The following is a 26,998-nucleotide window of genomic DNA, read 5'->3' on the forward strand; positions in this document are numbered from 1 at the left end:
CAGATTAGGCCGGTTCGTCCGATGGGCGGCGGAGCGGCCCGGGACGGCGGGGCGGGGGCGGGGCCGCGCCCGGTCGTGGCGCGGTGGTGGCCGGGTGACGGCGGTGGCGGGCGGCGGCGGTGCGGGTGGCGGGAAACAGGTGGGTCGCCGGAGCCGTTCGGGCGCGTGGCGCGGGTAGGGGGCGCACGGTGTGGGGGAGGCATGGGCGATCAGGGTCGTACGAGGCGTGCGGGCCGCGAGACGGGATGGGCGTGGGCCGATGGACGTCGTTCCGCTGTTGATGCTGATCGCGGGCAGCGCGGCGATCGCGGGCGCGGCCCGGCGGACCTCGGTGCCGGGGCCGCTGCTGCTGGTCGCGGCCGGGCTGGTGGCCTCGTATCTGCCCGGCGTCCCCGCGTACGTGCTCAACCCGCACATCGTGCTGCCGCTGCTGCTGCCGCCCCTGCTGCACACGGCGGCGCTGGACAGCTCGTACCTGGATCTGCGCGCCAACATCCGATCGGTCGCGCTGCTCTCGGTCGGCTATGTGCTCTTCGCGACGCTCGCCGTCGGGTGGATCACCCATCTCCTGGTGCCCGGCCTGCCGCTGACCTCGGCGTTGGTGCTCGGGGCGGTGATCGCGCCACCGGACGCGGTGGCCGCGACCGCCATCGCGCGCAAGGCGGGGCTGCCCTCCCGGATCACGACGATCCTGCAGGGCGAGTCGCTGGTCAACGACGCGACCGCGATCACGGCGTACAAGGTGGCACTGGCCGCGGCGGTGGGGGCGGGGGCGACCTGGGGCTCGGGCGTGCGGGAGTTCCTGGTGGCCTCGGTGGGCGGGGTCGGCGTCGGGCTCGTGCTGATGGTCCCGCTGCACTGGCTGCGCACGCGGCTGACGGAGCCGCTGTTGCAGAACACGCTCTCGCTGCTCATCCCGTTCGTGGCGTACGCGGTCGCCGAGCAGGTCGGGGCGTCGGGGGTGCTGGCCGTGGTGGTCGTGGCGTTGCGTCTGGGGCACCAGCTGTGGCAGGTGGACTTCGCGACCAGACTGCAGGAGCGCGCGGTGTGGACGATGGTCTCCTTCGTGCTGGAGGCGGCGGTCTTCGCGCTGATCGGCCTGCAACTGCCCGTGGTGCTCCGTGGCCTGGACGGGTACGGGGCGGGCGAGGTGCTCTGGTACGCCACGGCGGTGTTCCTGGCCGTGGTGGTGGTGCGCTACCTCTGGGTCTTTCCGGCCACCTTCGTACCGCGCGTGCTCTCGGCGCGGATCAGGGAGCGCGAGCCCGACGTGGACTGGCGGGCCCCGGTCGTCGTGGGGTGGGCGGGGATGCGTGGCGTCGTCTCGCTGGCCATCGCGTTCTCGATCCCCACGGCCGCCCACGGCGGGGACCACTTCGCGGCCCGCGACCTGGTGCTGCTGCTGACGTTCAGCACGGTCATCGCCACCCTGGTCGTGCAGGGGCTGACGCTGCCGGCGCTGATCCGCGTGCTGGGGCTGCCGGGGCGTGACGTACGGGCCGAGACGCTGGCCGAGGCGCAGGCGCAGAGCGCGGCCTCCCAGGCGGCCGAGGAGCGGCTGACCGCGTTGCTGGCCGACGAGCGCAACCGGCTGCCGCCGCCGCTGGCCGACCGGCTGCGGACGGTCGTCGAGCGGCGGCGCAACGCGGTGTGGGAGCGGCTGGGCACGGTCAGCGAGGCGACGGGGGAGTCCGCGGACGAGACCTACCGGCGCCTGTCGCGCGAGGTGATCGAGACCGAGCGGGAGGTGTTCGTGCGGCTGCGGGACGAGCGGCGCATCGACGACGAGCTGCTGCGCACGCTGCTGCGCCGGCTGGACCTGGAGGAGGCGGCGGCCTACCGGGAGGGCGAGGAGTAGCGCGCGGCGGGGTGGGGGTCGGGCATGGCGCGCGGGCGCTCGCCCCCGGGCGCGCGTGGGGGCGAGCGCCCGGTCAGGTCGCCGGGGCCGGTCCCGTGACGACCGCGGTGACGGTGCTGCCGCGCGCGAAGGCGCCCGCCTCGACCAGGGACGTCAGGCCGTAGAGCAGCTTGGCGACGTAGATCCGGTCCAGGGCCAGGCCGTGCCGGTCGGCGAAGTCGGTGGTGAACGCGTCGAGCTCCGGCGTCGTGCGCGCGTACCCGCCGCAGTGGAAGCGGCCGTCCAGTTCCCAGTCGCCGACCCGTCCGCCGAACGCCTCGGTCTGCAGCGCGAGGATCTCCGCCGCCAGGAAGTCGCCCCGGAGCACCGGGAACCCGAGGGCGCGGGGGTGTGGCGCGGGGCCGTCCGCGAGTCCGGCGGCGAGCCCGGCCAGGGTGCCGCCGGTGCCGCACGCGACGCCGACGACGTGCGGCCCGTCGGCCGGGTCCAGCTCCGCGCGCAGCTCGCGACCGAGGGTGCGGCAGCCGGCGGCGGCCAGGGCGTTGCTGCCGCCCTCGGGTATGACGTAGCAGTCGCCGAACCGGGCCCGCAGGGCGTCCCGGACCTCGGGCTCGGCCTTGCGCCGGTAGCTGGACCTGGTGACGAAGTGCAGGCGCATGCCGTCGGCCGCGCACCGCGCGAGGACGGGGTTGAGCGGCCGGTCGGCCAGTTCGTCGCCGCGTACGACGCCGATGGTGGCCAGGCCGAGGAGGCGGCCGGCGGCGGCCGTCGCGCGCAGGTGGTTGGAGTAGGCGCCGCCGAACGTCAGCAGCGGACGCGGGCCCGACTCGGCGGCGGCGCGGAGGTTGAGCTCCAGCTTGCGCCACTTGTTGCCGGGCAGATCGGGATGGATGAGATCGTCTCGCTTCAGCAGTAGGCGTACGCCACGGCGCGCGAACCGGGTGTCCGCGACCGTTCGCAGCGGCGAGGGCAGCGCGGGGCGTAGGGCGGCGAGCCGACCATCGCCATCGCCCCCGGCGTCGCCACCGACTCCGCCCGTGTCCAGGCCCCCGGTTCCGCCGGTGTGCCCGCTGGTGCCCGCGCCGCCGGGGCCGCCGGCGGCCGCGTCACCGGTGCGGCCGGTGCGGACGATGTCGCTCCGGTCGCCGGGCGCGTCGGCACCGGGGCGGGGCGCGGGGGAGGAAGACGGGCGGAAGGCGTCGCTGCTCACGGTTCCATTGTCGGCTGGCCGGCGACGGGAGGCGTACGGGGAGCCCCGGCGTACGCGGTGGCGGGGCCGGGGGGCGTACGGGGTCGGGCGGCGCGCGGGCATGGGCGTGCGGGCCGGGCGGCGTACAGGTGGCTCGGGTCCGCGGTGGTCGGGGCGGTGGGGACGGGGTGCGCGGGGCGGGGCGCGGGGCACAGCGCCGTGGGCTGGGGCGGTGGGGGTGACGGTGCTGTGCCCGGTGCGCTACTTCAGCCGCTCGCGGATGCGTTCACGCAGGTGGTCCATGGTGAAGCCCTTCGGATCGACCTTGCCCGGCTGCCATTCCAGGTGGCCGATCACGGAGCGCTCGGTCCACTGGTGGTGGCGGCACAGGGCGGCGGCTGCGCGTTCGATGGCCTCCACCTGCGCCGCTGGCCAGGGGTCTTCGCCGTCGCCCAGGTTCTCGCACTCGAAACCGTAGAAGTAGCGGTTGCCGTCCGTGTTGGCCTCGTTGTCGGGTGGGAGGCGCTTCTCGGCGATCACGGCCCGCAGGACGTCGTCGTCGCCGGCTCCCGCGTGGTTGGCGCGGCCGTGGCCGACCAGGTGCACCGTGCCGTCCTTGGTGATCACGCCGTGACACAGCGGACCCGGCAGGTTCGGGTGGCCGTCGCGGCAGAGTCTGACCGTCTCCTCGGCGCCGGAGGTGACGGTGTGGTGGATCATGACGCCGTGCACCGGGCCCCAGGGGCCCTTGTGGTCGCGGTTGTGGTGTTCCCAGTCGCCGACTTCCCTGACGCGCAGACCCTCGTCGCGCAGTGCGTTGATGAAGTCCCGCGCGGACATGGGTGGGGACATGGCCGCCTCCGTTCGGTGCGCGGCGGTCGCCGTTCGCGAACCGCCTCTATGACCTGCTTGTACCGGAACGTTCGCTGGTGGACTAGCCGTTCGGGTGCCGTGCGAACCCATTCGGCCGGTTGGCCGGCGAGGGGGACGGACCCCGCCCCAGGTCGGTGGCCTCCCGGCCCAGCGGGGCGGGCAGTTGTCCGATGGTGGATGGGTGGACCGGGGGGCGCGCGCGACAGGGGCGTACGCCGGTGTGGTTGGTGGTGCCACGCAGTGCATGATGGCGCCGACATCTCGCGGCGAGCCTGCCCGGGGTGCGCACGCGTCGCGGCCACGCCGCGCGCACGAACGACAGCACGGGGGGCACGTGGACTACCAGGGAGCGTTGGAAGAGGTGGCCGCCGCGGTCCGACCGCAGGTCGGACAGGGACAGGTGGCGCAGTACATACCGGCGCTGGCCACGGTCGACGCCGGCCGCTTCGGGATGGCGGTCGCCGACGTGGACGGCGGTGTCTACGGGGTGGGGGACTGGCAGGAGTCGTTCTCCGTCCAGTCCATCTCCAAGACCTTCAGCCTGGCGCTGGTGTTGGCGCAGGACGGCGAGGCGATCTGGGAGCGGGTCGGCCGGGAGCCGTCGGGCAACGCGTTCAACTCGCTGGTGCAGCTCGAGTACGAGAACGGCGTGCCGCGGAACCCGTTCATCAACGCCGGGGCGCTGGTCGTCACCGACCGGTTGCAGACCCTCACCGGCGACGCCAGCACCGCGCTCCTGGACTTCCTGCGGGCCGAGAGCGACAACCCGGACCTGGCCTTCGACCCGACCGTGGCGCTCTCGGAGACCGAGCACGGGGACCGGAACGCCGCCCTGGCCCACTTCATGGCCAGCTACGGCAACCTGGAGAACCCCGTGCCCACCGTTCTCCAGCACTACTTCTGGCAGTGCTCGGTGCGCATGAGCTGCCGTGACCTCGCGCTGGCCGGCAGCTTCCTGGCCCGCCACGGCGTGCGCTCGGGCGGCGGGCGGCTGCTCACGCGGCGCGAGGCCAAGCAGGTCAACGCGGTCATGCTGACCTGTGGCACCTACGACGCGGCGGGCAACTTCGCCTACCGCGTCGGACTGCCGGGCAAGAGCGGCGTCGGTGGCGGGATCGTCGCGGTCATCCCCGGCCGGTGCACGCTGTGCGTGTGGTGCCCCGGCCTGGACACGCGGGGCAACTCCGTGGCCGGGGTCGCCGCGCTCGACCACTTCACCACGCTGACCGGCTGGTCGGTCTTCTGAGCCGCCCGGCCCCGGCCCCGGCCCGTCGCGGGGTCGGGGTCGGGGCGGGCCCGGGTCAGGGGGAGTCGATGACCTGGCCGGCGTAGGAGAGGTTGCCGCCGAAGCCGAAGAGCAGGGTCGGCGAGCCGGGCGGGATCTCGCCGCGCTCGACCAGCTTGGACAGGGCCAGCGGAATGCTGGCCGCCGAGGTGTTGCCGGAGTCGACGACGTCCCGGGCGATGACGGCGTTGGTCGCGCCGAGCTTGCGCGCCACGGGCTCGATGATCCGCAGGTTGGCCTGGTGCAGGACGACCGCCCCGAGCTCCTCGGGCTCGATGCCGGCCCGCCGACAGGTCTCCCTGGCCAGCGGTGGCAGTTGCGTGGTGGCCCAGCGGTAGACGCTCTGGCCCTCCTGCGAGAAGCGGGTCGGGGTGCCCTCGATGCGTACCGCCTCGCTCATCCGTGGCATCGAGCCCCAGAGCACCGGGCCGATGCCGGGGGTCTCGGAGGCCACCACGACGGCCGCGCCCGCACCGTCGCCCACCAGCACACACGTGCTGCGGTCGGTCCAGTCGGCGACCGAGGTGAACGCCTCGGCGCCGATGACCAGCGCCTTGGTCGCGGAACCGGCCCGCAGCGCGTGGTCGGCGGTGGCCAGGGCGTGGGTGAAGCCGGCGCAGACCACGTTGAGGTCCATCACGGCCGGCGAGTCGAGGCCCAGCCGGGTGGCGACCCGGGCGGCGGTGTTGGGGCTGCGGCCCTCGGCCGTACAGGTGGCGACCAGGACCAGGTCGATCTCGGAGGGCGCCAGGCCGCTGTTGGCCAGCGCCTTGGCCGCCGCGTGCGCCGCCATCATGTCGACGGTCTCCTCCGCGCCGATGATGTGGCGGGTGCGGATGCCGACCCGGCTGCGAATCCACTCGTCGCTGGTGTCGACCATCGTCGCCAGGTCGTCGTTGGTGAGCACCCTGGCGGGCTGGTAGTGGCCGAGGGCCAGTACGCGTGATCCGGGCATGACGGACGCGCCCCTTTCTCCGTGCTGGCGGCGGGACGCGGGGGACGTCAGTGGTGCCGTCCCACCGTTGCGGTACCTACCAGTTTGCGGGCCGCTCGGCGGGGTGGGGGTGTGCGATCCGCCAATGTTCCGGGGCGAGATCTGGAGTCTTCGGCAGTCCTGGACCGTCGTACAGGCCCTGTGGACGTGGTGCCGAGTTCGACCGGATGTCGTGTGCGCGTCGACCTGGCACCCGCGCGCGGGGAGGTCACGGACTGGCTACGGGGCGTTTCGGGCGCGGGTGGGCCCGGGGCCCAGGGGTGCGCCGGAGGGTACCGCGCGGTGGGGCGCGCCCCGCTCGACGCGCGGGCGGGAGCCGCTGTCCGCGCCGTCGGGTACGCCCTCGGTACGACCGTCGCGTACGTCGCTGGTACGGCGATCGGCGGGGGTGGGGTGGCCGCTGCCGGCGGGTGGCGCGTCGGTGGCCGTGAGGGCGATGGTGCCAAAGAGCCCGGCCAGCGCCGCCAGGGTGACGGCGGCGGGGCCGAGTCGGCCGATGTGGCGCTGTAAGGCCATCGGTGGGTCTCTCGTCTCGCGTGGGGCGCGGTGCGGGCGGCCGGGCCGCGCTCTCGCCCGGTGGCCCGGTGGGGTGGGGACGGTGGCACGGTGTCGTACGGAGCCGACACGGTGCGGCGTTCCTCGTACAGATGTTCACGGCCGCCGGTGGACACGGGGCGGCGCGAGCATGGCCGGCGGTTAACGGTCTGGGACCCTACCGGGGCCGCGGCGGAGTGTGCCACGCGGGGGCGGCGGGCTCGGCGGGCGCGGTGGGGGGCGTGACGCCGGGTCAGAGCCAGCCGCTGCGGCGGAACGCTCGGCGCAGCAGGACGCACAGGGCCGCCAGCGAGGTCAGGGCGGCGGGGTAGCCGAAGGTCCAGCCCAGCTCGGGCATGTGGTCGAAGTTCATGCCGTACAGGCCGCAGACCATGGTGGGCACGGCGATGATCGCCACCCACGCGCTGATCCGGCGCATCTCCTCGTTCTGGGCGACGCTCACCTGCGCGAGGCTGGCCTGGAGGATCGAGTTGAGCAGGTCGTCGAAGGAGGTGACCTGCTCGGTGACGCGGGACAGCCGGTCGGCCACGTGGCGCAGATAGGTGCGGACGTCCTCGTCCACGAGCCGGGAGGGCTGGGTGGACAGCGTGTGCAGCGGGCGTTCCAGCGGGGCCACGGCGCGCTTGAGCTCCAGGAGTTCGCGTTTGAGCTGGTAGATCCGCTCCACGTCGTCGACGCGGCCGGCCCGGCCCGGCTGCCCGGCGCGCCCGGCGCGGCGGGTTCGCGGGTTCGGGGCGAAGACCTCCGTCTCCACGACGTCGATGTCGTCCTGCACGGCGTCCGTGACGGCGAGGTAGTCGTCCACCACGTGGTCGGCGATGGCGTACAGCACGGCGGCCGGTCCGTGGGCCAGCAGTTCGGCCCGCGACTCCAGCTCCTCGCGCACCGGGCCGAGCGAACCGTGCCCGCCGTGCCGGATGGTGATGACGAAGTCGGGCCCGACGAAGGCCATGATCTCGCCGGTCTCCACGATCTCGCTGGTCGCGGTGAGCCGGTCGTGCTCCACGTAGCGCACCGTCTTGAACACGGCGAACAGCGCGTCCGCGTCGTACCGTTCCACCTTCGGGCGCTGGTGCGCCTGGAGGGCGTTGGCCACGGCCAGCGGGTGCAGCCCGAACAGCTCGGCGATGTGCGCGAACTCCTCGTACGCGGGCTCGTGCAACCCGATCCACACGAATCCGGCCGGCCGGCCGCCGCGCCGGCCCGCCGCGCCCTGGACCGGGACGGCGGGCCGGCCCTCGCGTACGCGTCGGATGGCGTCGGCGGCGGGCAGGTCGCCGGCCCGGCGCTGTCCGTCGCGGTAGACCGCGCAGTTGACGACGGCGCTGCCGAGTGGGTGGCGCGCCGGGTGACTGAGGTCGACGCCGCGCGGGCGCCGCCGCCCGATGCGGACCGCGGCGGTCCGAAGGGTGCGGATCATCGACACGGCGTCTCCTGCGGGATGAGGGGGCGCTCAGTATGCCGGCTGCGGATGACGTGCTGTGGGCGGCGGCCGGGGGGCCGGCCGTGGGGGGACGAATCGGGCGCGGCCCAACCGGCTGCTCTCGCCCCCTTGTCGTAGCGGCCGAGCATCGGAAAGATCACCCCGGAGAGCGGCGACGTACGCCGACGTCGTCGCCGCCACCGCATCGTTGGCTTCCCGGAGAGGGCCCCGCCATGAGCGAGCAATCAGCGGCTGACGGCAGCAGCGTCGACCTGCCCGCCCCGGAGATCGACGACGTGGTCGACGGGGCGCTCGCGGTGGCGGACGCGCCGTACGGAGCCACCGTCCGGGTCGCGCCGTACGCGGGCATGGCCAAGGGCGACGTCATCACCGTCACCTTCGGCGCCCTCTACACGGACGTCTCACCCGTCTCCACCTCCTGGGTGGGCCGCGAGATGGCCTTCGTGGTCCCGACCGAGGTGCTCGCGACGGCGCACGCGCCGGTCGACGTCGCCTACTCGGTGGAGCGCAGCGGCGGCGGTTCGGTCAGCTCCGAGGCGACGACGATCGCCGTCGTGCCGCGCCAGCGCACGGCGGACTGACGCGCGCCGTGGTCGATACCGGCGCCACCCCACGCGGGGCGCGGCGCCGGCGCCCGGCCCTGAGCCGTCCCGGCCGATGCCCGTCGGGACGGCTCAGACCGCCGCGCCGGCCGTGCCGGCCGTGGCGGCGCGAAGCGGCTGGAGCGCCCGCGACCAGGCGATGACCTCGTCCAACAGCTCGCCCAGCGCGGCTTCCTGGTCCTGACCGGGCGTCCACGCCCCGGGGTCGGTGAACAGCTCGACGTCGGTGTACTTGGAGAGCGCGACCTGGGTGCGCACGGTGGCCACGCGCAGCTCGGCCAGCGTCAGTCGCAGCTGCTCCACGGCCCGCGTCCCACCCAGCCCGCCGTACCCCACGAAGCCCGCCGCCTTGTCGCCCCACTCGGCGTAGAGGAAGTCGAGGGCGTTCTTGAGCGCGGCGGGGAAGGAGTGGTTGTACTCCGGTGTCACGAAGACGAACCCGTCGTACGCGGCGATCGTCGACGCCCAGCGTCGGGTGTGCTCGTGGCGGTAGTCGCCGACGATCGCCGGCACGGGCTCGTCGAGCAGCGGCAGTCCGTACGCGGCCAGGTCCACCACCTCGACGCTGACCCCCGACGCCACGGTCGGATGGCGGGCGGCGACCTCGGCGACCCACGCGGCCACGGTGGCCGCCCGGCGGCCGGGACGGGTACTGCCCACGATGACGCCGATTCTGGTCATGGCTGTTCCTCCTGCGCTGGGTTCCGCTCGGGATGTCGCTTGGCCGTGTCGGCCGTGCCACGTAAGGTACAACGAGCGTTGTAGTAAGTGCAACGCTCGTTGTAATTTCCTCGGAGGAGCGGCGATGAGCAGCGACAACACCCGACGGACGGCGCCACGCGGAGGGCCGGCCGACAAGCGTCGCGCGATGCTCGCCGGGGCGCTGACGGTGTTCGCGCGGGACGGCTTCACGCGCGCCGGGGTGGACGTGATCGCGGCCGAGGCCGGGGTGTCGACACGCACCCTCTACAACCACTTCCGCGACAAGGCCGGGCTCTTCGAGGCCGTCATCCAGGAGAGCGCCACCCGCGTCGCTGACGCCCAGATCGCCCTGATCGACCGCCATCTGCACCGGGTCACCGACCTGGAGGCCGACCTCATCGCGTTCGGCCGCGCCTGGGTCACCCCCCTCGCGGACTACGCCGAACACGCGGCACTCGTACGCCAGATCAACGCCGAGGCCGCCCACATCCCCCCACCGGCCATCGATGCCTGGCAGCGCACCGGCCCCCTGCGCGTACGCCACGAACTCGCCCGCCACCTGGAGCGACTGGCCGACCAGGGCCTGCTGCGCATCACCGACCCGCAACGCGCGGCCCTCCACCTCGGCCTCCTCATCGCCAGCCCCAACCTCTCCCACCCCGCCCCACCCCGCTCCGAGGCGGAGATCACCGAGACGGTCACGGCCGGCGTGCGGGCGTTCCTCTACGGATACGCGGGCTGAGGGGCGCCCTGCGGGCGCGCGGGGGGCCTTCTGGTGGGGGGCGCTGCGCGCGGGCGGGTGGTGGGGGTGCGGTTGGGGGTGCGCGGTGCGGGCACGCGGGCCGAGGCCGGTCGCCTCGGGGGCGGGGTGTGCGGTGGGTGTGCATGTGACCGCACCCGGTCCGCCGGGCCGTCGGGTGTGACGATTCTTGATCGGTGTCCTGCGGGCTTCGTGTGCAGGCGGCGGTGCTTCCTCCCCAGGGCAAGCAGGGAGGAAGCACCTGCCGTTGTGCGGGTGGTCTTTCTACGCAGTGGTCTGGTTGGGCACGAGACCACGGACCTGCTGGCCGGCGACCGATGTCGGGTCGCTGAGGGCGTCATACACCTTGTGCCCTGAGTCGCGAGCGCCGCCAGCCCAGGACACGACGCCCTTGCTGTTGACCTTGGCGGCAATGCCGCCCCAATAGGCTGCCTCACGCTTCCACTGCACGCTGTGCAGAAGACTCCCCGCCGTCTCCCCGGCGGGGAACGGCTCCTTGGTCCACGAGGTCTCGCGGTGCATGAGCGCCCCGAGCCCGGCCAGGACAGCGGGCGCGGTTATGGCGGTCTTGGCGCTGAACAGGTCCGCGTTGTCGCGCATGAACTCAGCCAGGAGTTCGACCGTCTCCCGCTTCACCGTCTGAGGGTCGGGCTCACCGGGAATATCGGAAGATTCCACGTCGCTGGATGCCGCGTGGATGCCGGATTTGCCGAGAATGGTCGTGACCACCAGAGTCCGCAGACCGGACAGAGTGAACCACTCGGGTGCGCTGGGGCCGACTTGGCGCTTTCCGGTGAGGATGAGATTCGCCAAGGGGGTCTCCACGCCGTCAACGGCGACGGTAGTGGAGTCAACAAGTGTCTGGGTAACGGAGGTGCCAAAGTCGCGCATGTCCATGGACATGGCGAGCGACTTATCCACGGGGGCACCCTTGAGGTTGCGATCATGGAAGATCTGTCGGGCCGACAGGGGGCTGATGCCGTGGTAGATCTCGAAGGCGATTACGGCACTGTCGAAGTCGAAGTCCTGGAGGTCGAACGCGCTGGGATTCTTCTTGATGCGGTGCATGGCGGTGATCTGAGTCTCGCCGTCGATGGTGATCAAGCCGTCTCGAATAGGGAAGAAGGCGCTCCCGTCTTCTTGGATTTCCAGCGGGCGAGGGCTCCATAGGGTGATCGGCGGGAGCGACCAGGCGTTGCCGAGGTCGCCTCTGAGGCCAGCGGCGATGTAGTCCGCGTAGCTGCCGATGTTCTTGGCTTTGGGACTGGCGGCGGTGCCGATCATCCGCTGGACCATGGCCCGCAGCTTGGCATAGTCATCGGGATCGTGGCCGGCTTTGGCGTCCTTGGCGGCGTCCTGCTCCACCTTCACGGGGTCGTTGACCATGTGGAGCAGGTTCTCGATGTCAAGCGTTCCGATGGCGAGCGTCTCGCGTACCTCGGTGAGCTTGACAGGAAAGCCTGTGGTGACGGGCTTGAGGGTGTTGGACACCTACGTCCTTCCTTGCGAGGCGCTGCATGCGCCGTGATGGGCCGTAACGCTAGCTGACGGCTACTCAAGCCTCAACCGCGGTTGAATTTCTGAGACGCATGGGATTGTCGCAGCTATGGTTGGACGGATTTTCAAAATGGATCGGGCAGTTCGATGACAGCTGCGGCGGGATTCGTCGCGCGATGCCTTCGGTTATAGAGGGGAATCTTGTAGTCCGTTTATGCGGGCAGCGTTGCATGTGCGCCGTACTCAGGTGGAATTCGCTGAGTTCGATGCCCAACGCGTCGCCATCCACGATTCGATCGGCGGGTGTCAGGCGGCCGATGATCAGGTGGGACGGTACTGAATCTTCATTCAACTCGGGTTTGAGCGCGCCGACCAGGTGGACGAGATCGGCGAAATGAGAGTCCTCGGTTGCCGCGCACCGAGTCGCGAAGGTCTCCGGTGATCGGTCGCGCCACGGTGGGTGCCTCTGTCGCCAGCCGTTGAGGGGGTCTTCACCATCGAGACCGCGACCGTCACGGTCGAAAGGCCCACGCCGCGCTCGGCGGCAGGCTCGTGCACGGTTGCCAGTCCGTGCCGGACCAGTCCGGCGGCGTGGTCGCGCCCTACGGTGCCTCGTTGGCGAACTTCCGCGACGACCTCGCGGCCTTCAAGGCGGGCTGGATCGGGCAGGTCTACGCCCGCCGCGTGAACCCCGCCGCGTAACCCCACCGATCAGGCTCCGGGACGGGCCGGCATCCCTCGCCCGCCCCGGAAGCCACCATCCCCTGGAGCCCTCCCGTGACCACGAACCCCAGCGCCGAACTCCTCGACAACCTGCTCACCGTGGCTGGCCTGACCACTGCCGTACGGGAGGCGGTACGCGTGTGGCCCATGTCCGGCGTCGAGCGCGTGACCTTCCCCGACAGTGCCACCGCCATCTTCAAATACGCAAAGAAGCCCTTCGACAGCGAAGACCAGGCCCTCTGCCTGGCGCGCACCCTCGGCGTGCCCGTCCCCCAGGTCCACGCCTCCGCCGTCCTGGACGGCTGGCTCGGTATGCTCATGGAGGACCTCGGACCGTCCGTCCGCGAGGCCGACGACCTCGACGGCGTCGCCGCAGCGGTGGTCCTGCACGGCACCCGTACGGCTCCGTCTTTGCCCGTACTCGACCAGGAGCGGCTGCAGACGCTCCCGGCCAGGGCGTTGGAGCACCTCGAACGGCTGCGCAAGGCCGACCGGTGGCAGGATGCCGGCGACGTCGAGGACGCGCTCGACCGAATCGCCCAGGCCGCCGAGGCCCGCTCGGCCGGAGCGACGCTGGAACCGTTCGGCTGGGTGCACTCCGAGTTCCACCCCACCAGCCTCCACATCGGCGAGCGCGGCTGGCGGCTGCTCGACTTCGCCCGCGCCTTCACCGGCCCCGGCCTGCTCGACCTCGCCAGCTGGCACGGCACCATCGAGCCCCCGCGCCCCGTGCGCCTGCGCGTCTTCCTGGAGCAGTACGTCACCGCCGGCGGCGCCCCCGACGCCCTCGCCCCGCGCGGCGGGCTCACCGCCGAGAACTGGGCCCTGGGCTGGCACCGCATGTGGGTCGTCGAGTGGTTCATGGAGCAGTCCATCCGCTGGATCAACGACCGGGCCACCGACCCCGCCTACCTCAAGGCGGTCCGTCGCCACCTCACCGACGTCCTCCACCTCCTGGAGATCTGACGTGCTCGCCCAGGCATCCCCATGGCACGCCCACGCCGCTCAGCGCACCGCCGCCAGACTCGCCGAACCCCTTTCCGTGCCCGCCCGGATGGAGTGGACCACGAGACCCGGCCAGGGGCCCGGAGCCGAGATCCTCGGCCCGGACCTGCGCGGCAAGCGACTCCTGGAACTCGGCTGCGGCCCCGGCCGCAACGCCGCCCACCTCGCCACCCTCCCCCAAGCTCTCGGCTTCGCTCAAGCAGGGGAGGCCCCCATCGGCGCCCAGGTCATCGGCGTCGACCTGGTCGACCTCCAGATCCGCCGCGCCCGCTCCCACTACGGACGGTTGGACAACCTCACCTTCGTCGCCGGCCACGCCCTGCACTACCTGCGCGCCACTGATGAGCATTTCGACGCGATCTACTCCGTCTTCGGCGCCGTCGGCCTCGTCGCTCCCGAGCTCCTGTTGCCGGCCATCGCACAGCGCCTCACGCCCGGGCGAGTGCTTGCCTTCTCCGTCCCCCACCCGCAGCGCGGCGGTCGAAGCGCCGGCGACGACCGGCCCCGCCGCGACTTCGTCACCCTCCCCGACCGCACCCGGCTCCCCATCGCCCGCTGGGAGTTCGACATCGACCGCTGGGAGAAGCACCTCAGCAGGACGGGCTTCGGGCTCACCTCGGCCCAGGAGTTCCACGACCCCCGCACGGGCCACTGGCCCACCACCCTGCTGATCCGCGCCCGCAAGCTCTGACCAGCCATTCGCCCCGGCTTCCCTGGGAGGAACCGATGCGCCCGCCCTACCTGCTCCTCGACATCGACGGCGTCCTCATACCCTTCCCCCATGCGGATGGCTCGACCCCGGCCACCCACACCCGCCACGACGTCGTCCCCACCGGCCGGAGCGCCGACAACCCCGTTACCGTCTGGCTTAACCCCGACCACGGCCGCCTGCTCATGGACGTGATCCACACCGGCCTGGTCACCCCGGTCTGGTGCACCAGCTGGCGGCAGGACGCTGCCACCCTGATCAGCCCGCTCCTGAACCTTCCCAGCTGGCCGTACGTCGACCTGCCGCGTCTGCGGATCACCACCAGCCATCCGAACGGCTACCTGTGGAAGCGCGACCACGTCGACGCCTGGCTGGGCGACGCCCCCGCCGTCTGGATCGACGACGACTTCACCCACCTCGATCGCACGTGGGCCGTCGAGCGTAGGGCCCGTGGCGCGGCCACTCTCCTGATCCAACCCGAACCCCGGGTCGGGCTCCAGGCCGACCATGTGGCCGATGTCCGGGAGTGGGCCGCGCGACTGCGCGGCCGTCCGTCGCGCGCTCTGCCGAGCGGGGTACTCCGAGCGGAGCCGAAGCGGCTTGGCGCGGCCGGTGCCGGTCGTCCGCCTGGGGTGGGGCCGGGGATGGCCGCACCCGGTCCGCCGGGCCGTCGGGTGTGACGGTGGGCGGGACCGGGTGCGGGGTGGGTGGCGCCTGTCTGGTGGGGTGGGCGCCGGCCCGGGAAGCGGGGTGCTCGCCCTGGGGGCGGGGTGCTTGCCGGGAAAGAGGCCGAAAGAAGCCGGCGGAGCGGCTCAGGCCTTCTTGGTCTCCCAGAAGATCTTGTCGATCTGGGCGATGTAGTCCAGGGCCTTCTGACCCGTGGCCGGGTCGGTGGAGCCCTTGGCCGCGCTCAGCGCCTTGAGCGTGTCGTTGACGAGCTGGTGCAGCTCCGGGTACTTCTCGAAGTGCGGGGGCTTGAAGTAGTCGCTCCACAGCACGGAGATGTGGTGCTTGGCCAGCTCCGCGCGCTGCTCCTTGATGACCGTGGCGCGGGCGCGGAAGTGTTCGTCCTCGTTGGCCTGGTACTTCTCCTGGACTGCCTTGACCGACTCGGCCTCGATGCGGGCCTGGGCCGGGTCGTAAATGCCACAGGGCAGGTCGCAGTGGGCGCTGACCTTTACCTTGGGGGCGAACAGGCGGGAAAGCATGAGCTGTCCTTCCTCGTGATCGTCTTCTCAGGTGCGAGATTACTCCGTGAGGGAAGGCTTTTCTCGGGTGGCCCGGGGGGCTTAGGACAAAAGTCCGGTGTCGACCTGAGACTGATGGAGCAACGGACCGGGAGGTGCCGTAATGCCGGAGCGCGTGCAGGAGCGTGGCCGCGAGCGCAGGCAGGGGGATGACGGCGAGCGTCACGGGCTGCTGCGCATCGGACTGGCCGAGGTGTACAACCCGTCGATGGTGCCGACGCTGCGGCCCGGCGACCAGCTCGTCATCCAGTACGCGGTGGCCGTGCGGCCCGGGGACGTCGTCGTCCTGCGGCACCCGTTCGCGCAGGACCTGCTGATCGTCAAGCGCGTGGTCGCGCGGCGGGGCGGCGGCTGGTGGGTCGAGGGGGACAACCCGTTCGTGCGCAACGACAGCCGCGAGTTCGGGCCGGTCCCCGACGAGCTGGTGGTCGCGCGGGCGCTGGCCCGGCTGCGCCCGCCGCCCGGCGCCGGTCAGCGCTCGCTGAGCGGCGTGCTCTCGTGGGCCGCGTCGGCGGTGCGGCCCGTGCGCTCGGGGCGGGGTCCGCTCGGCTGGCTGGCCGGCCGGTCCGTCCGCTCGGAGCGCTCGCTCTCCCGGCGCTTGCGGGCGCGGTAGGCCGCCACGTTCGCACGCGTGGCGCAGCGGTCGGAGCAGTAGCGGCGTGACCGGTTTGTCGATGTGTCGAGATAGGCGTTGCGGCACGGCGTCGCCTCACAGATGCCGAGCCGGTCGGCGCCGAGCTCGGTGAGGTGGAAGGCGAGCCCCATGGAGGCGGTGGCCGCGTAGCTCGCGCCCGCGTTCGCGGCGTAGTCCGCGATGTGCATGTGCCACTTGGGGCGCCCGTCCTCGTCGCGTACCTCGTGTCCCGAGATCTGCGGGCTCACCGGGAACTCCAGCAGCAGCGCGTTCAGCAGGTCCACGGCGAGCACCTCGTCGCCGTCGTCGGCCGCCTCGAAGACGGCGCGCAGCCGCCCGCGCACCCCGCGCAGCCGGGTGACGTCGGCGTCGGTGGCCCGACGCGCCACCTGCTGGCTGGGCCCGAACAGGTCCCGCACGTCCTCGACCGAGGTGAGCCCGTCGGTGCCGCGCTGGGGCTCCTCGCTGTTGACGAGCCGGACGGCAAGATCCGAGTAATAGGCCAGTTCCACTTGTAGTCCTTACGGAGGCGGTCTATGGTCGTCGGTGCAGTGAGGTAATGGCTGATCTGGCTATCAGGGTATTACGTGCGAGCCACGGGAGGGTCGCGATGACCGAGACGATCACGGCGGTGGGTGCTGACTGGCAGGCCTGGCAGGCCAGTTGGGACCGCCAACAGGAGTGGTACATGCCGGACCGCGAGGAGCGGTTCCGCGTGATGCTCGACATGGTCGAGGCGGCGGTGGGCACCGCCCCGCGCGTGCTCGACCTGGCCTGCGGCACCGGCAGCATCAGCGCCCGGCTGCTCGCCCGCTTCCCCGACGCCACCAGCACCGGCGTGGACCTCGACCCGGCGCTGCTGACGATCGCGCGCGGGTACTTCGCGGACGAGGGCCGCGTCGAGTTCGTGACCGCCGACCTGCGGGACGCCGACTGGCGGAGCCATCTGCCGCACGACTCGTACGACGCGGTGCTCACCGCCACCGCGCTGCACTGGCTGGACAGCGACGCGCTGCGCGCGCTGTACGGGCAGGTCGGGGACCTGGTGCGGGAGGGCGGGGTGTTCATGAACGTCGACCATATGCCGGCGCCCACCACGCCTCGGATCAACGCCGTGGAGCGGACGTTCCGCAAGGCCCGGCAGGAGCGGGAGCTGGCCGCCGGGGTGCAGGACTGGGTCGAGTGGTGGCGGGCGGTCGCCGAGGACGAGGTGCTGGGCGGCCCGGCGGCCGAGCGGTTCAAGATCTTCAACAACCCCACCAAGGCCAGCAACGACCACGAGGGCAACGACGAGCCGGTGGAGTGGCACGTGAGCGCCCTGCGCGAGGCCGGCTTCGACGAGGCCCGCCCGGTGTGGTCCTCGGTCACCGACGCCCTGGTGCTCGGCCTCAAGTAGGACCACCCGACCGGGCCCGTACCGACCCGTACCGCTCGACCCGGGCCCGGTTGTCCGGGGTCGTCCGTGGGCGTGTGGCGTCCGGCGTACGCCCCCGCCCACGGGGCCGCGCGCGGGGCGGTACCGGCCGCCGGCCTGTGCCGTCCGCCCCGTCGTCCTCACGCCAGGCCGCCGCCCCGCGCGTCCCCGCCGCCGATCCGCCGGGCTCGCCTATCTGCCCGGCCAAGCGCCGGACCCGCCGCGCGCGTCCCCGCCGCCGATCCGCCCGGCCACGCGTCGGACCGGCCGGGCGCCGAAGCGGCTAGGCCGCCGCCGGGCCGCGCGGGCCCGGGGCGGCCGGTGGGCGGCGGGGGCTCACAACACCTTGGACAGGAACGACTTGGTGCGTTCGTGCCGCGGGTTGGTGAGCACCTCGCGCGGGTGGCCGGTCTCGACGACCACGCCGTCGTCCATGAAGACCAGCGTGTCGCCGACCTCGCGGGCGAAGCCCATCTCGTGGGTGACGACGATCATCGTCATGCCGGACTCGGCGAGGTCGCGCATCACGTCCAGCACGTCGCCCACCAGCTCCGGGTCGAGCGCGGAGGTCGGCTCGTCGAAGAGCATCAGCTTGGGCTCCATGGCCAGCGCCCGCGCGATGGCCACCCGCTGCTGCTGGCCGCCGGAGAGCTGGGCCGGGTAGTTGCCCGCCTTGTCGGCCAGGCCCACCCGGTCCAGCAGGGTCAGCGCCCGCTCCCGCGCGGCGGCCTTGGACTCCCGCTTGACCTGGACCGGGGCCTCCATCACGTTCTCCACCGCGGTCATGTGCGGGAAGAGGTTGAAGCGCTGGAAGACCATGCCGATGTCGCGGCGTTGCGCGGCGACCTCGCGGTCGCGCAGCTCGTAGAGCTTGTTGCCCTGCTGCCGGTAGCCGACCAGGTCGCCGTCGACGTACAGCCGACCGGCGTTGATCTTCTCCAGGTGGTTGATGCAGCGCAGGAAGGTGGACTTGCCCGAGCCCGAGGGGCCGATCAGGCAGAACACCTCGCGCGGGGCGACCTCCAGGTCGATGCCCTTGAGTACCCGCACCGCGCCGAAGGACTTGTGTACGCCCTCGGCCTTGACCATGGCGGTCACGCGCCGCCACCTCCCTTCGTGCCGCCGCGGGTGCTCAGCGACCCCACGTTGGCCTTGATCTTCTGCCAGGGCGTCGGCGGCAGTTGGCGCAGGGAGCCGCGGGCGAAGCGCCGCTCCAGGTAGAACTGTCCGACGCTGAGCACGCTGGTGACGACCAGGTACCAGATCGCCGCGAGGAAGAGCATCTCGACCGTGCCGCCCGAGGTCTGGCCGACGTTGGTGGCGGCCTGGAGCAGGTCGTAGTACTGCACGGCGATCACCAGCGAGGTGGTCTTGAGCAGGTTGATGAACTCGTTGCCGGTCGGCGGCACGATCACCCGCATCGCCTGCGGCAGCACCACCCGGCGCAGCGTCTTGGCCTGGCTCATGCCCAGCGCGTGGGACGCCTCGGTCTGGCCCTCGTCCACCGACTGGATGCCGGCCCGGCAGATCTCCGCCATGTACGCGGCCTCGTTGAGTCCGAGGCCCAGCAGCGCCGCCAGGAACGGGGTCATGAAGTCCGACCACTCGTCCTGGTAGATGGGGCCGAGGTTGATGTACTCGAAGACCAGGCCGAGGTTGAACCACAGGAGGAGCTGGACGTACACCGGGGTGCCCCGGAAGAACCAGATGTAGGCCCAGGCGATGGACGCGGTGACCGGGTTCTTCGACAGCCGCATCACGGCGAGCACGACGCCGAGCGCCACCCCGAGCGCCATCGCGACGATGGTCAGCCAGATGGTGTTGCGGACGCCCTTGAGGATGTCCTTGTCGAAGAAGTAGTCGGGGACGGCGCCCCAGTTCACCTTGCCCTGCGCGAAGGCGTTGACCAGCAGGGCCAGCAGTCCGAGCGCGATCACCGCCGAGATCCAGCGGCCGTAGTGCCGGACCGGGATGGCCTTGATCGCCTCGGGGGCGGGCGCCGGGGCGCCCGATGGCCCCGTCACCTTGTCGATGTCAACAGTCACAGATGCTGCCTTTCAGCATGAACCGTCACGAAGGGTGCGGTCAGGAGCCGCCGTTGATCGTCGCCTCGGTGACGGCGCCGGCCTCGACGCCCCACTTCTTGAGGACCTTCTCGTACGCGCCGTTCTTGATGATCTGGTCGAAGGCGGCCTTGAGGGCGTCGCGCAGCTGGGTGTTGTTCTTGCTGAGCGCCACGCCGTACGGGGCGGCCTCGACCTGTTCGCCGACGATCTCGAAGTCGTCGCCGCCGCCCGAGGTCTGGACGGCGTACGCGGCGACCGGGAAGTCACTGGCCGCGGCGTCGGCGCCGCCGGCCCGCAGCCGGGTCTGGGCCTGCACGTCGTTGTCGAACGCCTCGATGGCGATCTTGCCCTGGCCCGTCTTGCCGCACGCCGTGGACTGGTCCTTGGCCAGGTCGTGGGAGACGGTGCCGCGCTGCACGACGATCTTCTTGCCGCACAGGTCGTCCCAGGTCTCGATGGACTGGGTCTTGCCCTTACGCGTGTAGATCGAGACGCCGGCCTGGAAGTAGTCGACGAAGTCGACGCCCTCGCTGACCTTCTTGCCCTTTTCGGGGTCGATGCCCTCCTGGCGTTCCCGGGTGTCCGTCATGGCCGACATGGCGATGTCGTACCGCTTGGAGCGCAGGCCGGTGAGCAGGGTGTCGAAGGTGCCGTTGGCGAACTCGAAGCGCACACCGAGCTCCTTGCCCAGCGCGTCGGCCAGGTCGGGGTCGATGCCGACGGTCTGTCCGCTCTTCTTGAATTCCACCGGCGGGAACGCGATATCGGAGCCGACCTTGATCACGCCCGCATTCTGGACATTTTTTGGCAGCTTGTTGAAGAGGCCCTTTCCGGAGGCCGAGCCGTCCACCTTGTCCCGCTGGTCGCCGCAGCCGGACAGCAGCAGCGCCCCGGTGACCGCGAGGGCGCCGACGGCGAGCCACCGGGATGTCCGAGGGGTGGCCATGCCCGGCCGGCGAGAGCGGCTGGCGGTCATACTGGTTCCTCCTGCGGATGAGGGAAGCACCGACGGGGCCGGCACACACCTTCGGGTGTCGCGGCCGTGTGTGATTGGGGCATCTTGCCATCCGGGCCAGCGGATACGGGGGGCCGGCGAGGTCAAAATCGGATAACGGGCGGCTCTCGCGACGTGACGCGCGAAGGACGTCGGGCATGACGTCCCGACGGCGCATCGGGAAACGCCCGGGTGGCGGAATGACTCCGTCCGCGTGGTGGTGATGTCGCGGTACGTGGATATTCGGTAGCGACTGGCCTGCTTTCGGCGTTAACGCGGGGTTACCGCGTCCCACAGCGACGGAACTCACTCGTCCAGGAGTCCGCTTCTCCGGTAAAAAAGACGGTTACACCCCTCACCCGGGGCTCAGGGCACGTGTGCGGCGTGCCCGGCGTTCGCCCACCTCCGCCGCGGATATCCGCGGGGCGGAAAGCGGACGCGGTGCCCGCCCGCTCCGCAACACAGGGGGCGGCTACCCTCACCAGATATACGACAAAGGGGTCAAGAAAGTGGCAGCGGAGATCGTGAATCCTCGCAGCGACAGCGACGGTACGACGGACGAAGAACTCTTCGACCCAGCCTTCGCGTTGCACCGGGGCGGCAAGATGGCCGTCCAGGCGACGGTGCCGGTGCGCGACCGGGACGACCTGTCCCTCGCGTACACACCGGGCGTCGCCAAGGTGTGCAGCGCGATCGCCGAACAGCCCGACCTGGTCCACGACTACACCTGGAAGTCCCAGGTGGTGGCCGTGGTGACGGACGGCAGCGCGGTGCTCGGGCTGGGCGACATCGGCCCGGAGGCCTCCCTCCCGGTCATGGAGGGCAAGGCCATCCTCTTCAAGCAGTTCGGCGGGGTCGACGCGGTGCCGATCGCGCTCGACTGCCGGGACGTGGACGAGATCATCGACACCGTCGCCCGGCTCGCGCCGTCCTTCGGCGGCATCAACCTGGAGGACATCTCCGCGCCGCGCTGCTTCGAGATCGAGCGGCGCCTCCAGGAGCGCGTCGACATCCCCGTCTTCCACGACGACCAGCACGGCACCGCCGTGGTCACCCTGGCGGCGCTGCGCAACGCGGCCCAGCTCACCGGGCGCCCGCTGGGCGTGCTGCGAGCCGTCATCTCCGGCGCGGGCGCGGCCGGTGTGGCCATCGCCAAGATCCTCGTCGAGGCCGGCATCGGTGACGTGGCCGTCTGTGACCGCAAGGGCGTGGTCTCGGCCGAGCGCACGGACCTGACCGACGTCAAGCGGGACCTGGCCGGCTTCACCAACAAGGCGGGCCTGACCGGCTCCCTGGAGGACGCGCTGGAGGGCGCGGACGTCTTCATCGGCGTCTCGGGCGGCACCGTTCCCGAGTCGGCCGTGGCGACGATGGCCAAGGACGCGATGATCTTCGCGATGGCCAACCCGAACCCGGAGATCCACCCGGACGTGGCGCACAAGTACGCCGCGGTCGTGGCCACCGGTCGCAGCGACTTCCCCAACCAGATCAACAACGTCCTGGCCTTCCCCGGCATCTTCGCCGGCGCCCTCCAGGTCCGGGCCTCCCGGATCACCGAGGGCATGAAGCTGGCGGCGGCCGAGGCGCTGGCGGCGGTCGTCGCCGACGAGCTGAGCGCCGACTGCGTCATCCCCTCGCCGTTCGACGAGCGGGTGGCCCCCGCGGTGACCGCCGCCGTGGCCGCCGCCGCGCGGGCGGAGGGCGTCGCGCGGCGCTAGCCGCGGCGCGCGAGCCGGCCGCTGGGCGCCGGGCGGGCCCACACCCCCGGGCCGGGGGGTGTGGGCCCGCCCGCGTGGGGAGGCCCGCACCCCACCTCAGGGGCGGGGCGGCGGCAGCCGGTGGACGAAGACGTCGCTCACGCCGTTGGTGTCGTCGGGCACCAGGTTGCCGGCGTCGCTGCCGAAGGCGACGGTGCGGCCCGCCGTGTCCACGTGCGTGCCGCCGACCGGGCCGTCGCTCTGCGCGCCGTCCGGCGCCACGTCCAGCCGTCGTACGTCCCCGGTGCGCAGATCGCGGACGAACGCGTCCTGGTGGCCGTTGGTGTCGTCGGGCACCAGGTTGCTGGCCGACGAGGTGAAGAACGCCCGCCGCGCGTCGGCGCTCAGGTGGACCTCGGACAGCGTGACGTGGTCGGCCTCGGCCCCGTCGTACGCCAGGCTCAGCCGACGGACCCGCCCGGTGGCCAGGTCCGTCGCGTACGCGTCGCTCCGGTCGTTGGTGTCTTCTGGGACGAGGGCGGTACCGGTGCAGTACAGGGCGTGGCGGCCGTCGCGGCTCAGGCCCGCCCCGCCGTACACCGACGCCGAGCCCCCCTCCCCGCGCGGTGCCCCGGGGACCGTCCGCCCGGTGCGCAGGTCGTGTACGTACAACTGGCGCGCGCTCGGACGGCTGCCCCGGTGCGCGGCGTCGAAGGCCGTGCTCGGGGCGGCGTCGGGGCCGGCCACGGTGCGAAAGGCCACCCGGCCACCGTCGGCGCTGAGGGTGGGGGCCGTCGAGAACCCGGTGAGCTGGGACCCGTCGTCGCCGACGCTGACCCGGCGGGTCACGCCGGTCCCGCGGTCGTGGACGAAGACGTCGGACCAGCTGTTGGTGTCGCCGGGCACTAGGTCGTCCCGGGTGGAGCTGAAGGCGACGTGGCGGCCGTCGGCGCTGATCGAGGGCCGGTCCGTGATGCCGGACGGCCGCGTGCCAGGCGGGAGCAGCGGCTCGGTCCGCCCGGTGACCCGGTCACGGACGTGGATCTCGGAGCGCGGCAGCGAGCCGTCGGGCCCCCGGTCCTCGACGAGGGACGCGAAGGCCACGTGACGGGCGTCGTGGCTGAGGGCGAACGAGAACACCTGGCCCTCCACCGGGGTGCCGTCGGTCGCGACGTTGACCTGCTCGACCGTGCCCGTGCGCAGGTCCTTCAGGAAGACCTCGGGGCCGCCGCGCCGGGCACCGGGCACCAGGTTGGTGGCCCAGGAGCGGAAGGCGACGTGGTGGCCGTCACCGCTGACCGTCGCGCTGTCCGAGGCGGCGTCGGCCTGCCCGCCGTCGGCCGCCACGCTCACCCGCTCGACGGCCGGCGGCGCCGGGGCGGCGGCGCGCGCGGCCGGCGGTAACGCCCCCGCCGCCAGCGCGGTCGCCAGCGCGGCGGTCAGCGCCGCCACCCGCCGGCCGCCGGGGTGGTGGGCGCCGTGGGTTCCTCGCCGATGGTGCATGACTCCTCCTCGCCTCGTACGGTGTGGTGCGGGCCCGGTGCGCACGAGCCTCGTGGTCGGACGCCGACGCACGGCGCGGGCGGCGTCGTTCCAGCCTGGCCCGGGCGGGCGGGTCGACGCGGCGTGACTTCGGGCCAACTCCGCGCCGGCCGGGCGGGTGGTGGGGGCAGCGTCACACCGGCACGTGGTTCCGCCCGGCTGGGCGCGCCCCTAGGGTCGGGGCATGTTCGCCGCCTACGCCGCACGCATCGATCCAGACCAGCCGCTGTCCGGGCTGGAGTTGGGTGACCGCCCCGAGCCCGCCGACCGGCCCGGTTGGACCACCGTCGACGTCCGGGCGGCCTCCCTCAACCACCACGACCTGTGGTCGCTGCGCGGGGTGGGGCTGGGCGAGGAGAGTCTGCCGATGATCCTGGGCTGCGACGCGGCCGGCGTGGACGCCGAGGGCAACGAGGTCGTGCTCCACTCGGTCATCGGCCAGAGCGGGCACGGCGTCGGCGTGGGGGAGCCCCGCTCCATCCTCACCGAGCGCTACCAGGGCACCTTCGCCGAGCGCGTCTCGGTGCCGGAGTGGAACGTGCTGCGCAAGCCGAAGGAGCTCTCCTTCGAGGAGGCCGCCTGCCTGCCCACGGCGTGGCTGACCGCGTACCGGATGCTGTTCACCAACGCCGGCGTGCGGCCGGGCGACGCGGTGCTGGTGCAGGGCGCCGGCGGAGGCGTGGCGACCGCGGCGATCGTGCTGGCGAAGGCGGCCGGGCTGCGGGTGTACGCCACCAGTCGGGACGCGGCCAAGCGCGAGCGGGCGCTGGAACTGGGCGCCGTGGCCGCGGTGGAGCCGGGCGCGCGGCTGCCGCGCCGGGTGGACGCCGTCATCGAGACGGTCGGCGCCGCGACCTGGTCGCACTCGGTCAAGTCCCTCAAGCCGGGCGGCACCCTGGTCATCTCCGGCGCCACCTCGGGGCCCAGCCCGCGGGCCGCCGAGCTGAACCGGATCTTCTTCCTGGAGCTACGCGTCGTCGGCTCGACCATGGGCACCAGGGACGAGCTGGAGGGCCTGCTGAACTTCTGCGCGACCACGGGCGTGCGCCCGGTGATCGACTCCGTGCTGCCGCTGGACCGCGCCCGCGAGGGCTTCGCGAAGCTGGCGCGGGGCGACGTGTTCGGCAAGGTCGTCCTGACCGTCTGACGCCGCCGACCGCGCGTCGAGCGGCGGCGCGCCCGGGACTCCGTACGGGCCGGCCCCGTGCGGGCCGGGTCCCGATCGACCGATGGCCCGCCCGTGGGGGCGGGCCGAAGCGGTACGCGGCCCCGGTGCCGCCGCGTCGGGTGGGCCGCGCTCAGAGCGTCAGCGCGTACGCCTGCCAGCGGCTGGTGATGCGCGCGCCCAGCAGTTCGGCGGCGCGCCGCAGCGGTGGGTCGGCGATCTCCCGGATGTCCAGGTCCGCCGCGTCGGCCTCGGCGGTGCGCAGGTGGTCTATCAACCCGGCGATGCCCGCGGCCAGTTCGGTCGGCGCCGCTTCGAGGGGCACCGTGACCTCCAGCAGGGCCCGACCGTCGACGAGGTCCGCCGCGAGCTGACCGGTCAGCGAGCCGTCGGCGCCCAGCAGGTCCAGCACGTGCCCCTGGGGCGCCCGGTCGGTCAGGTAGGCGTCGATGCCCGCGGCGTTCCAGGGCGGTTCGGGCGCGCCGCCCGCGCCCGGACAGGGCGGCGTGCCCGTGTCGCCCTCGGGCAGGGCGCCGGCCAGGTCGCCCGGGACGGGCCCGCCCTGGTGGTCGTGCTGGGCGTGCACGGTGTTGTAGAGCCGGACGTACGCGTCGACGGCCGGGTGCGGTCCGGTCGGAAAGGGGCGCGGCGTGGTGCGCAGGGGAGCCGGGGGCAGGCCGGGGGGCGGGGTCCACGCCTTGAGGTCGGGGACCGTCCAGTGCCGGCCGAGCTCCCCGTCGACGCGCGCCCCGAGCGCGCTGGCGGCACGGCCGACGGGGCCGGTGTCGGGCCCGCTCCAGTTGATGGTGGCGAAGCCGAGTTCCTTGGCGCGGGCGGCGGCGTGCCGCAGCAGCAGGGTGAGCAGCTCGACCTCGTGGGTCGGTTGGGGGGTGCCGGTCGTCGGTCCGTAGGACCCGGTGGGCGGGCGTCTGGGCACGCCGGTGACCAGGACGGGGTCGAAGACGACGGCCGCCGACTCGCCTGGTGGTTGTAACAGGCGGGCCCAGCACAGGAGATGGCCCTCGCGCCGGAGGACGACCACGCCCCGGCAGGCGAAGGCGCCGATCCTGACCGCGTCCGCCCGCGCGATCGCCGGTGGCGACTCCGGTGCGGTCGGCCGTCGGGTCGGCGTGCGCGCCGACGGCCACCCCCCGGCCAGGTCGTGGTCCACGAGGTCGGCCAGCTCCTGCGAGAGCAACTCGTCGGCCCCGGGGGCGGAGTCGAATTCCACCGTGATGGCGGCGGGCAAGGACATACGGTTCCCTCTTCCGCGTCATGCGCGCCGCACGATGCGGCACGGCCACTAGACCTCCCAGTACATCTCACGGGCGACGCATCCACGACCCGCCCAGGGCGGAGATACGCCTCCTCCGTAAGGCTGGCGTAGTGCGCCCTGCGGAGCGCACGGCGGGTGCCGCGGCGGGGGGACCGCGACCCGCCCGGCCGGGCCGTGGCCCGGCCCGCGCACGCCGGTTCACCGGACGCCGGCCCTCCACGACGTCGCTGGCCAGCGGGCCTGGGGCGGCGTCCCGCCCGGCCGTCGCGCATACCGGCAGGTCACCGCCGGGTGGGGGGACATCCGGCCGGTCCGGTGGGGAGCGGACCGATAGCGGCGGGGCGGCGCCGACGTGAACGACCCCATAACGCAAGGACGTTGCGTATGGGGCGCGACCGGGGGCGGCCGACCGCTGTTCCGCCGGGAGTGACGATCCGGCGTACCGGGGTCGGGTGCGGCCCAACACCGTTTCACACAGGCTTAGTTCGTCGGGCGTGTCGGCGGGGTGGTGGCGCGCTTGGCGGCGAAGCGGCGGGCCTTGTTGCGGTTGCCGCACACGCGCATCGAGCACCAGCGGCGGCTGCGGTTCTTCGACACGTCCCAGAACACCCAGGCGCACGCGTGCTCCGCGCACCGCTTGAGCCGCGCGGTGTCACCGGCGATCACCAACTCGCTCCAGGCCGCGGCCACCACGGCCAGGGCCCGCCGCACCGGGGGCAGCCCGGGGGCGGGGACCAGGGCCGGCCCCGTGTCGGCGGGCGCGGCGT

Annotated in this window: 23 protein-coding genes and 4 pseudogenes; 12 read left to right on the forward strand and 15 right to left on the reverse strand. The window is 72.6% G+C overall.

Features of this window, described 5'->3' with window-relative positions; all coding sequences use genetic code 11:
* Positions 1 to 259 precede the first annotated feature (259 nt).
* A complete protein-coding gene (locus ACFVFR_RS18280) occupies positions 260 to 1,858 on the forward strand; it encodes a Na+/H+ antiporter (protein ID WP_383702716.1) in 1,599 nt (532 codons plus the stop codon).
* Positions 1,859 to 1,931: 73 nt separating this feature from the next.
* Here the strand turns inward: ACFVFR_RS18280 and ACFVFR_RS18285 are convergent, their stop codons facing one another.
* Both ACFVFR_RS18285 and ACFVFR_RS18290 read right to left on the reverse strand, forming a co-directional pair.
* Entirely contained in the window at positions 1,932 to 2,903 is a 972-nt protein-coding gene (locus tag ACFVFR_RS18285; RefSeq protein ID WP_383702898.1) for a 1-aminocyclopropane-1-carboxylate deaminase/D-cysteine desulfhydrase, read from the reverse strand.
* 405 nt (positions 2,904 to 3,308) lie between these two features.
* Complete coding sequence (locus ACFVFR_RS18290) at positions 3,309 to 3,899, reverse strand: N-acetylmuramoyl-L-alanine amidase (protein WP_383702718.1); 591 nt, start codon at positions 3,897 to 3,899, stop codon at positions 3,309 to 3,311.
* 355 nt (positions 3,900 to 4,254) lie between these two features.
* Here ACFVFR_RS18290 and ACFVFR_RS18295 point away from each other — a divergent pair, with 355 nt between their 5' ends.
* Positions 4,255 to 5,166, forward strand: coding sequence for a glutaminase (locus tag ACFVFR_RS18295; RefSeq protein ID WP_383702720.1), 912 nt, complete (start codon positions 4,255 to 4,257; stop codon positions 5,164 to 5,166).
* A 55-nt stretch (positions 5,167 to 5,221) separates the two neighbouring features.
* Here the strand turns inward: ACFVFR_RS18295 and ACFVFR_RS18300 are convergent, their stop codons facing one another.
* From ACFVFR_RS18300 to ACFVFR_RS18310, 3 genes are all read right to left on the reverse strand, one after another.
* On the reverse strand, positions 5,222 to 6,160 hold the full coding sequence (locus ACFVFR_RS18300) for a beta-ketoacyl-ACP synthase III (protein ID WP_383702722.1): 939 nt from the start codon (positions 6,158 to 6,160) through the stop codon (positions 5,222 to 5,224).
* 258 nt (positions 6,161 to 6,418) lie between these two features.
* On the reverse strand, positions 6,419 to 6,715 hold the full coding sequence (locus ACFVFR_RS18305) for a hypothetical protein (protein ID WP_383702724.1): 297 nt from the start codon (positions 6,713 to 6,715) through the stop codon (positions 6,419 to 6,421).
* A 271-nt stretch (positions 6,716 to 6,986) separates the two neighbouring features.
* The gene (locus tag ACFVFR_RS18310; protein ID WP_383702726.1) at positions 6,987 to 8,174 is read right to left on the reverse strand and encodes a magnesium and cobalt transport protein CorA; all 1,188 of its coding nucleotides are present in this window, start codon (positions 8,172 to 8,174) and stop codon (positions 6,987 to 6,989) included.
* A gap of 236 nt (positions 8,175 to 8,410) precedes the next feature.
* Here ACFVFR_RS18310 and ACFVFR_RS18315 point away from each other — a divergent pair, with 236 nt between their 5' ends.
* On the forward strand, positions 8,411 to 8,779 hold the full coding sequence (locus tag ACFVFR_RS18315; RefSeq protein ID WP_383702728.1) for a hypothetical protein: 369 nt from the start codon (positions 8,411 to 8,413) through the stop codon (positions 8,777 to 8,779).
* Positions 8,780 to 8,872: 93 nt separating this feature from the next.
* Here ACFVFR_RS18315 and ACFVFR_RS18320 read toward each other — a convergent pair whose 3' ends face one another.
* The gene (locus ACFVFR_RS18320; protein WP_383702730.1) at positions 8,873 to 9,481 is read right to left on the reverse strand and encodes an NADPH-dependent FMN reductase; all 609 of its coding nucleotides are present in this window, start codon (positions 9,479 to 9,481) and stop codon (positions 8,873 to 8,875) included.
* 124 nt (positions 9,482 to 9,605) lie between these two features.
* Here ACFVFR_RS18320 and ACFVFR_RS18325 point away from each other — a divergent pair, with 124 nt between their 5' ends.
* Positions 9,606 to 10,244 (forward strand): TetR/AcrR family transcriptional regulator, encoded by a 639-nt coding sequence (locus ACFVFR_RS18325; RefSeq protein ID WP_383702732.1) that lies wholly within the window; start codon positions 9,606 to 9,608, stop codon positions 10,242 to 10,244.
* A 282-nt stretch (positions 10,245 to 10,526) separates the two neighbouring features.
* Here ACFVFR_RS18325 and ACFVFR_RS18330 read toward each other — a convergent pair whose 3' ends face one another.
* Positions 10,527 to 11,753 (reverse strand): DNA sulfur modification protein DndB, encoded by a 1,227-nt coding sequence (locus ACFVFR_RS18330; protein ID WP_383702734.1) that lies wholly within the window; start codon positions 11,751 to 11,753, stop codon positions 10,527 to 10,529.
* Positions 11,754 to 12,278: 525 nt separating this feature from the next.
* Between ACFVFR_RS18330 and ACFVFR_RS18335 the strand changes: the two are divergent.
* From ACFVFR_RS18335 to ACFVFR_RS18350, 4 genes and pseudogenes are all read left to right on the forward strand, one after another.
* A pseudogene (locus ACFVFR_RS18335) lies at positions 12,279 to 12,461 on the forward strand (hypothetical protein); the annotation flags it as partial.
* A 75-nt stretch (positions 12,462 to 12,536) separates the two neighbouring features.
* Positions 12,537 to 13,448 carry a phosphotransferase family protein gene (locus tag ACFVFR_RS18340; protein WP_383702736.1) on the forward strand — a complete coding sequence of 304 codons (912 nt, stop codon included), beginning with the start codon at positions 12,537 to 12,539 and terminating at the stop codon, positions 13,446 to 13,448.
* 1 nt (position 13,449) lies between these two features.
* Positions 13,450 to 14,178, forward strand: coding sequence for a class I SAM-dependent methyltransferase (locus ACFVFR_RS18345; RefSeq protein ID WP_383702738.1), 729 nt, complete (start codon positions 13,450 to 13,452; stop codon positions 14,176 to 14,178).
* Between the two features lie 35 nt (positions 14,179 to 14,213).
* Positions 14,214 to 14,738: pseudogene (locus ACFVFR_RS18350) on the forward strand (HAD domain-containing protein); the annotation flags it as partial.
* Between the two features lie 270 nt (positions 14,739 to 15,008).
* Here ACFVFR_RS18350 and sodN read toward each other — a convergent pair.
* On the reverse strand, positions 15,009 to 15,404 hold the full coding sequence (gene sodN / locus ACFVFR_RS18355) for a superoxide dismutase, Ni (RefSeq protein ID WP_383702740.1): 396 nt from the start codon (positions 15,402 to 15,404) through the stop codon (positions 15,009 to 15,011).
* Between the two features lie 142 nt (positions 15,405 to 15,546).
* Between sodN and sodX the strand changes: the two genes are divergently transcribed.
* Positions 15,547 to 16,056, forward strand: coding sequence for a nickel-type superoxide dismutase maturation protease (sodX, locus tag ACFVFR_RS18360; protein WP_383702742.1), 510 nt, complete (start codon positions 15,547 to 15,549; stop codon positions 16,054 to 16,056).
* A gap of 44 nt (positions 16,057 to 16,100) precedes the next feature.
* Here sodX and ACFVFR_RS18365 read toward each other — a convergent pair.
* Positions 16,101 to 16,589: pseudogene (locus ACFVFR_RS18365) on the reverse strand (CGNR zinc finger domain-containing protein); the annotation flags it as partial.
* 98 nt (positions 16,590 to 16,687) lie between these two features.
* Between ACFVFR_RS18365 and ACFVFR_RS18370 the strand changes: the two are divergent.
* Positions 16,688 to 17,473: a class I SAM-dependent methyltransferase gene (locus ACFVFR_RS18370; protein ID WP_383702744.1), complete on the forward strand. Its 786-nt coding sequence runs from the start codon at positions 16,688 to 16,690 to the stop codon at positions 17,471 to 17,473.
* A gap of 354 nt (positions 17,474 to 17,827) precedes the next feature.
* Here ACFVFR_RS18370 and ACFVFR_RS18375 read toward each other — a convergent pair whose 3' ends face one another.
* The 3 genes from ACFVFR_RS18375 to ACFVFR_RS18385 are packed head-to-tail and all read right to left on the reverse strand — an operon-like array spanning position 17,828 to position 20,533.
* Complete coding sequence (locus ACFVFR_RS18375) at positions 17,828 to 18,580, reverse strand: amino acid ABC transporter ATP-binding protein (protein ID WP_383702900.1); 753 nt, start codon at positions 18,578 to 18,580, stop codon at positions 17,828 to 17,830.
* 5 nt (positions 18,581 to 18,585) lie between these two features.
* Entirely contained in the window at positions 18,586 to 19,536 is a 951-nt protein-coding gene (locus ACFVFR_RS18380) for an amino acid ABC transporter permease (RefSeq protein WP_383702746.1), read from the reverse strand.
* Between the two features lie 40 nt (positions 19,537 to 19,576).
* Positions 19,577 to 20,533, reverse strand: coding sequence for an ABC transporter substrate-binding protein (locus ACFVFR_RS18385; RefSeq protein ID WP_383702748.1), 957 nt, complete (start codon positions 20,531 to 20,533; stop codon positions 19,577 to 19,579).
* A 527-nt stretch (positions 20,534 to 21,060) separates the two neighbouring features.
* Here ACFVFR_RS18385 and ACFVFR_RS18390 point away from each other — a divergent pair.
* A complete protein-coding gene (locus tag ACFVFR_RS18390) occupies positions 21,061 to 22,269 on the forward strand; it encodes an NADP-dependent malic enzyme (protein ID WP_383702750.1) in 1,209 nt (402 codons plus the stop codon).
* A 96-nt stretch (positions 22,270 to 22,365) separates the two neighbouring features.
* Here the strand turns inward: ACFVFR_RS18390 and ACFVFR_RS18395 are convergent, their stop codons facing one another.
* On the reverse strand, positions 22,366 to 23,751 hold the full coding sequence (locus ACFVFR_RS18395; RefSeq protein ID WP_383702752.1) for a hypothetical protein: 1,386 nt from the start codon (positions 23,749 to 23,751) through the stop codon (positions 22,366 to 22,368).
* A 223-nt stretch (positions 23,752 to 23,974) separates the two neighbouring features.
* On the opposite strand from ACFVFR_RS18395, the gene ACFVFR_RS18400 reads away from it, so the two are divergent.
* Positions 23,975 to 24,937 (forward strand): zinc-binding dehydrogenase, encoded by a 963-nt coding sequence (locus ACFVFR_RS18400; protein WP_383702754.1) that lies wholly within the window; start codon positions 23,975 to 23,977, stop codon positions 24,935 to 24,937.
* A 151-nt stretch (positions 24,938 to 25,088) separates the two neighbouring features.
* Here the strand turns inward: ACFVFR_RS18400 and ACFVFR_RS18405 are convergent, their stop codons facing one another.
* Both ACFVFR_RS18405 and ACFVFR_RS18410 read right to left on the reverse strand, forming a co-directional pair.
* Entirely contained in the window at positions 25,089 to 26,210 is a 1,122-nt protein-coding gene (locus ACFVFR_RS18405; RefSeq protein WP_383702756.1) for a hypothetical protein, read from the reverse strand.
* Between the two features lie 501 nt (positions 26,211 to 26,711).
* Positions 26,712 to 26,963: pseudogene (locus ACFVFR_RS18410) on the reverse strand (CGNR zinc finger domain-containing protein); the annotation flags it as partial.
* Between the last annotated feature and the right edge of the window lie 35 nt (positions 26,964 to 26,998).

The sequence above is a fragment of the Streptomyces sp. NPDC057702 genome, assembly GCF_042799315.1.
In the GTDB taxonomy this organism is placed as follows: domain Bacteria; phylum Actinomycetota; class Actinomycetes; order Streptomycetales; family Streptomycetaceae; genus Streptomyces.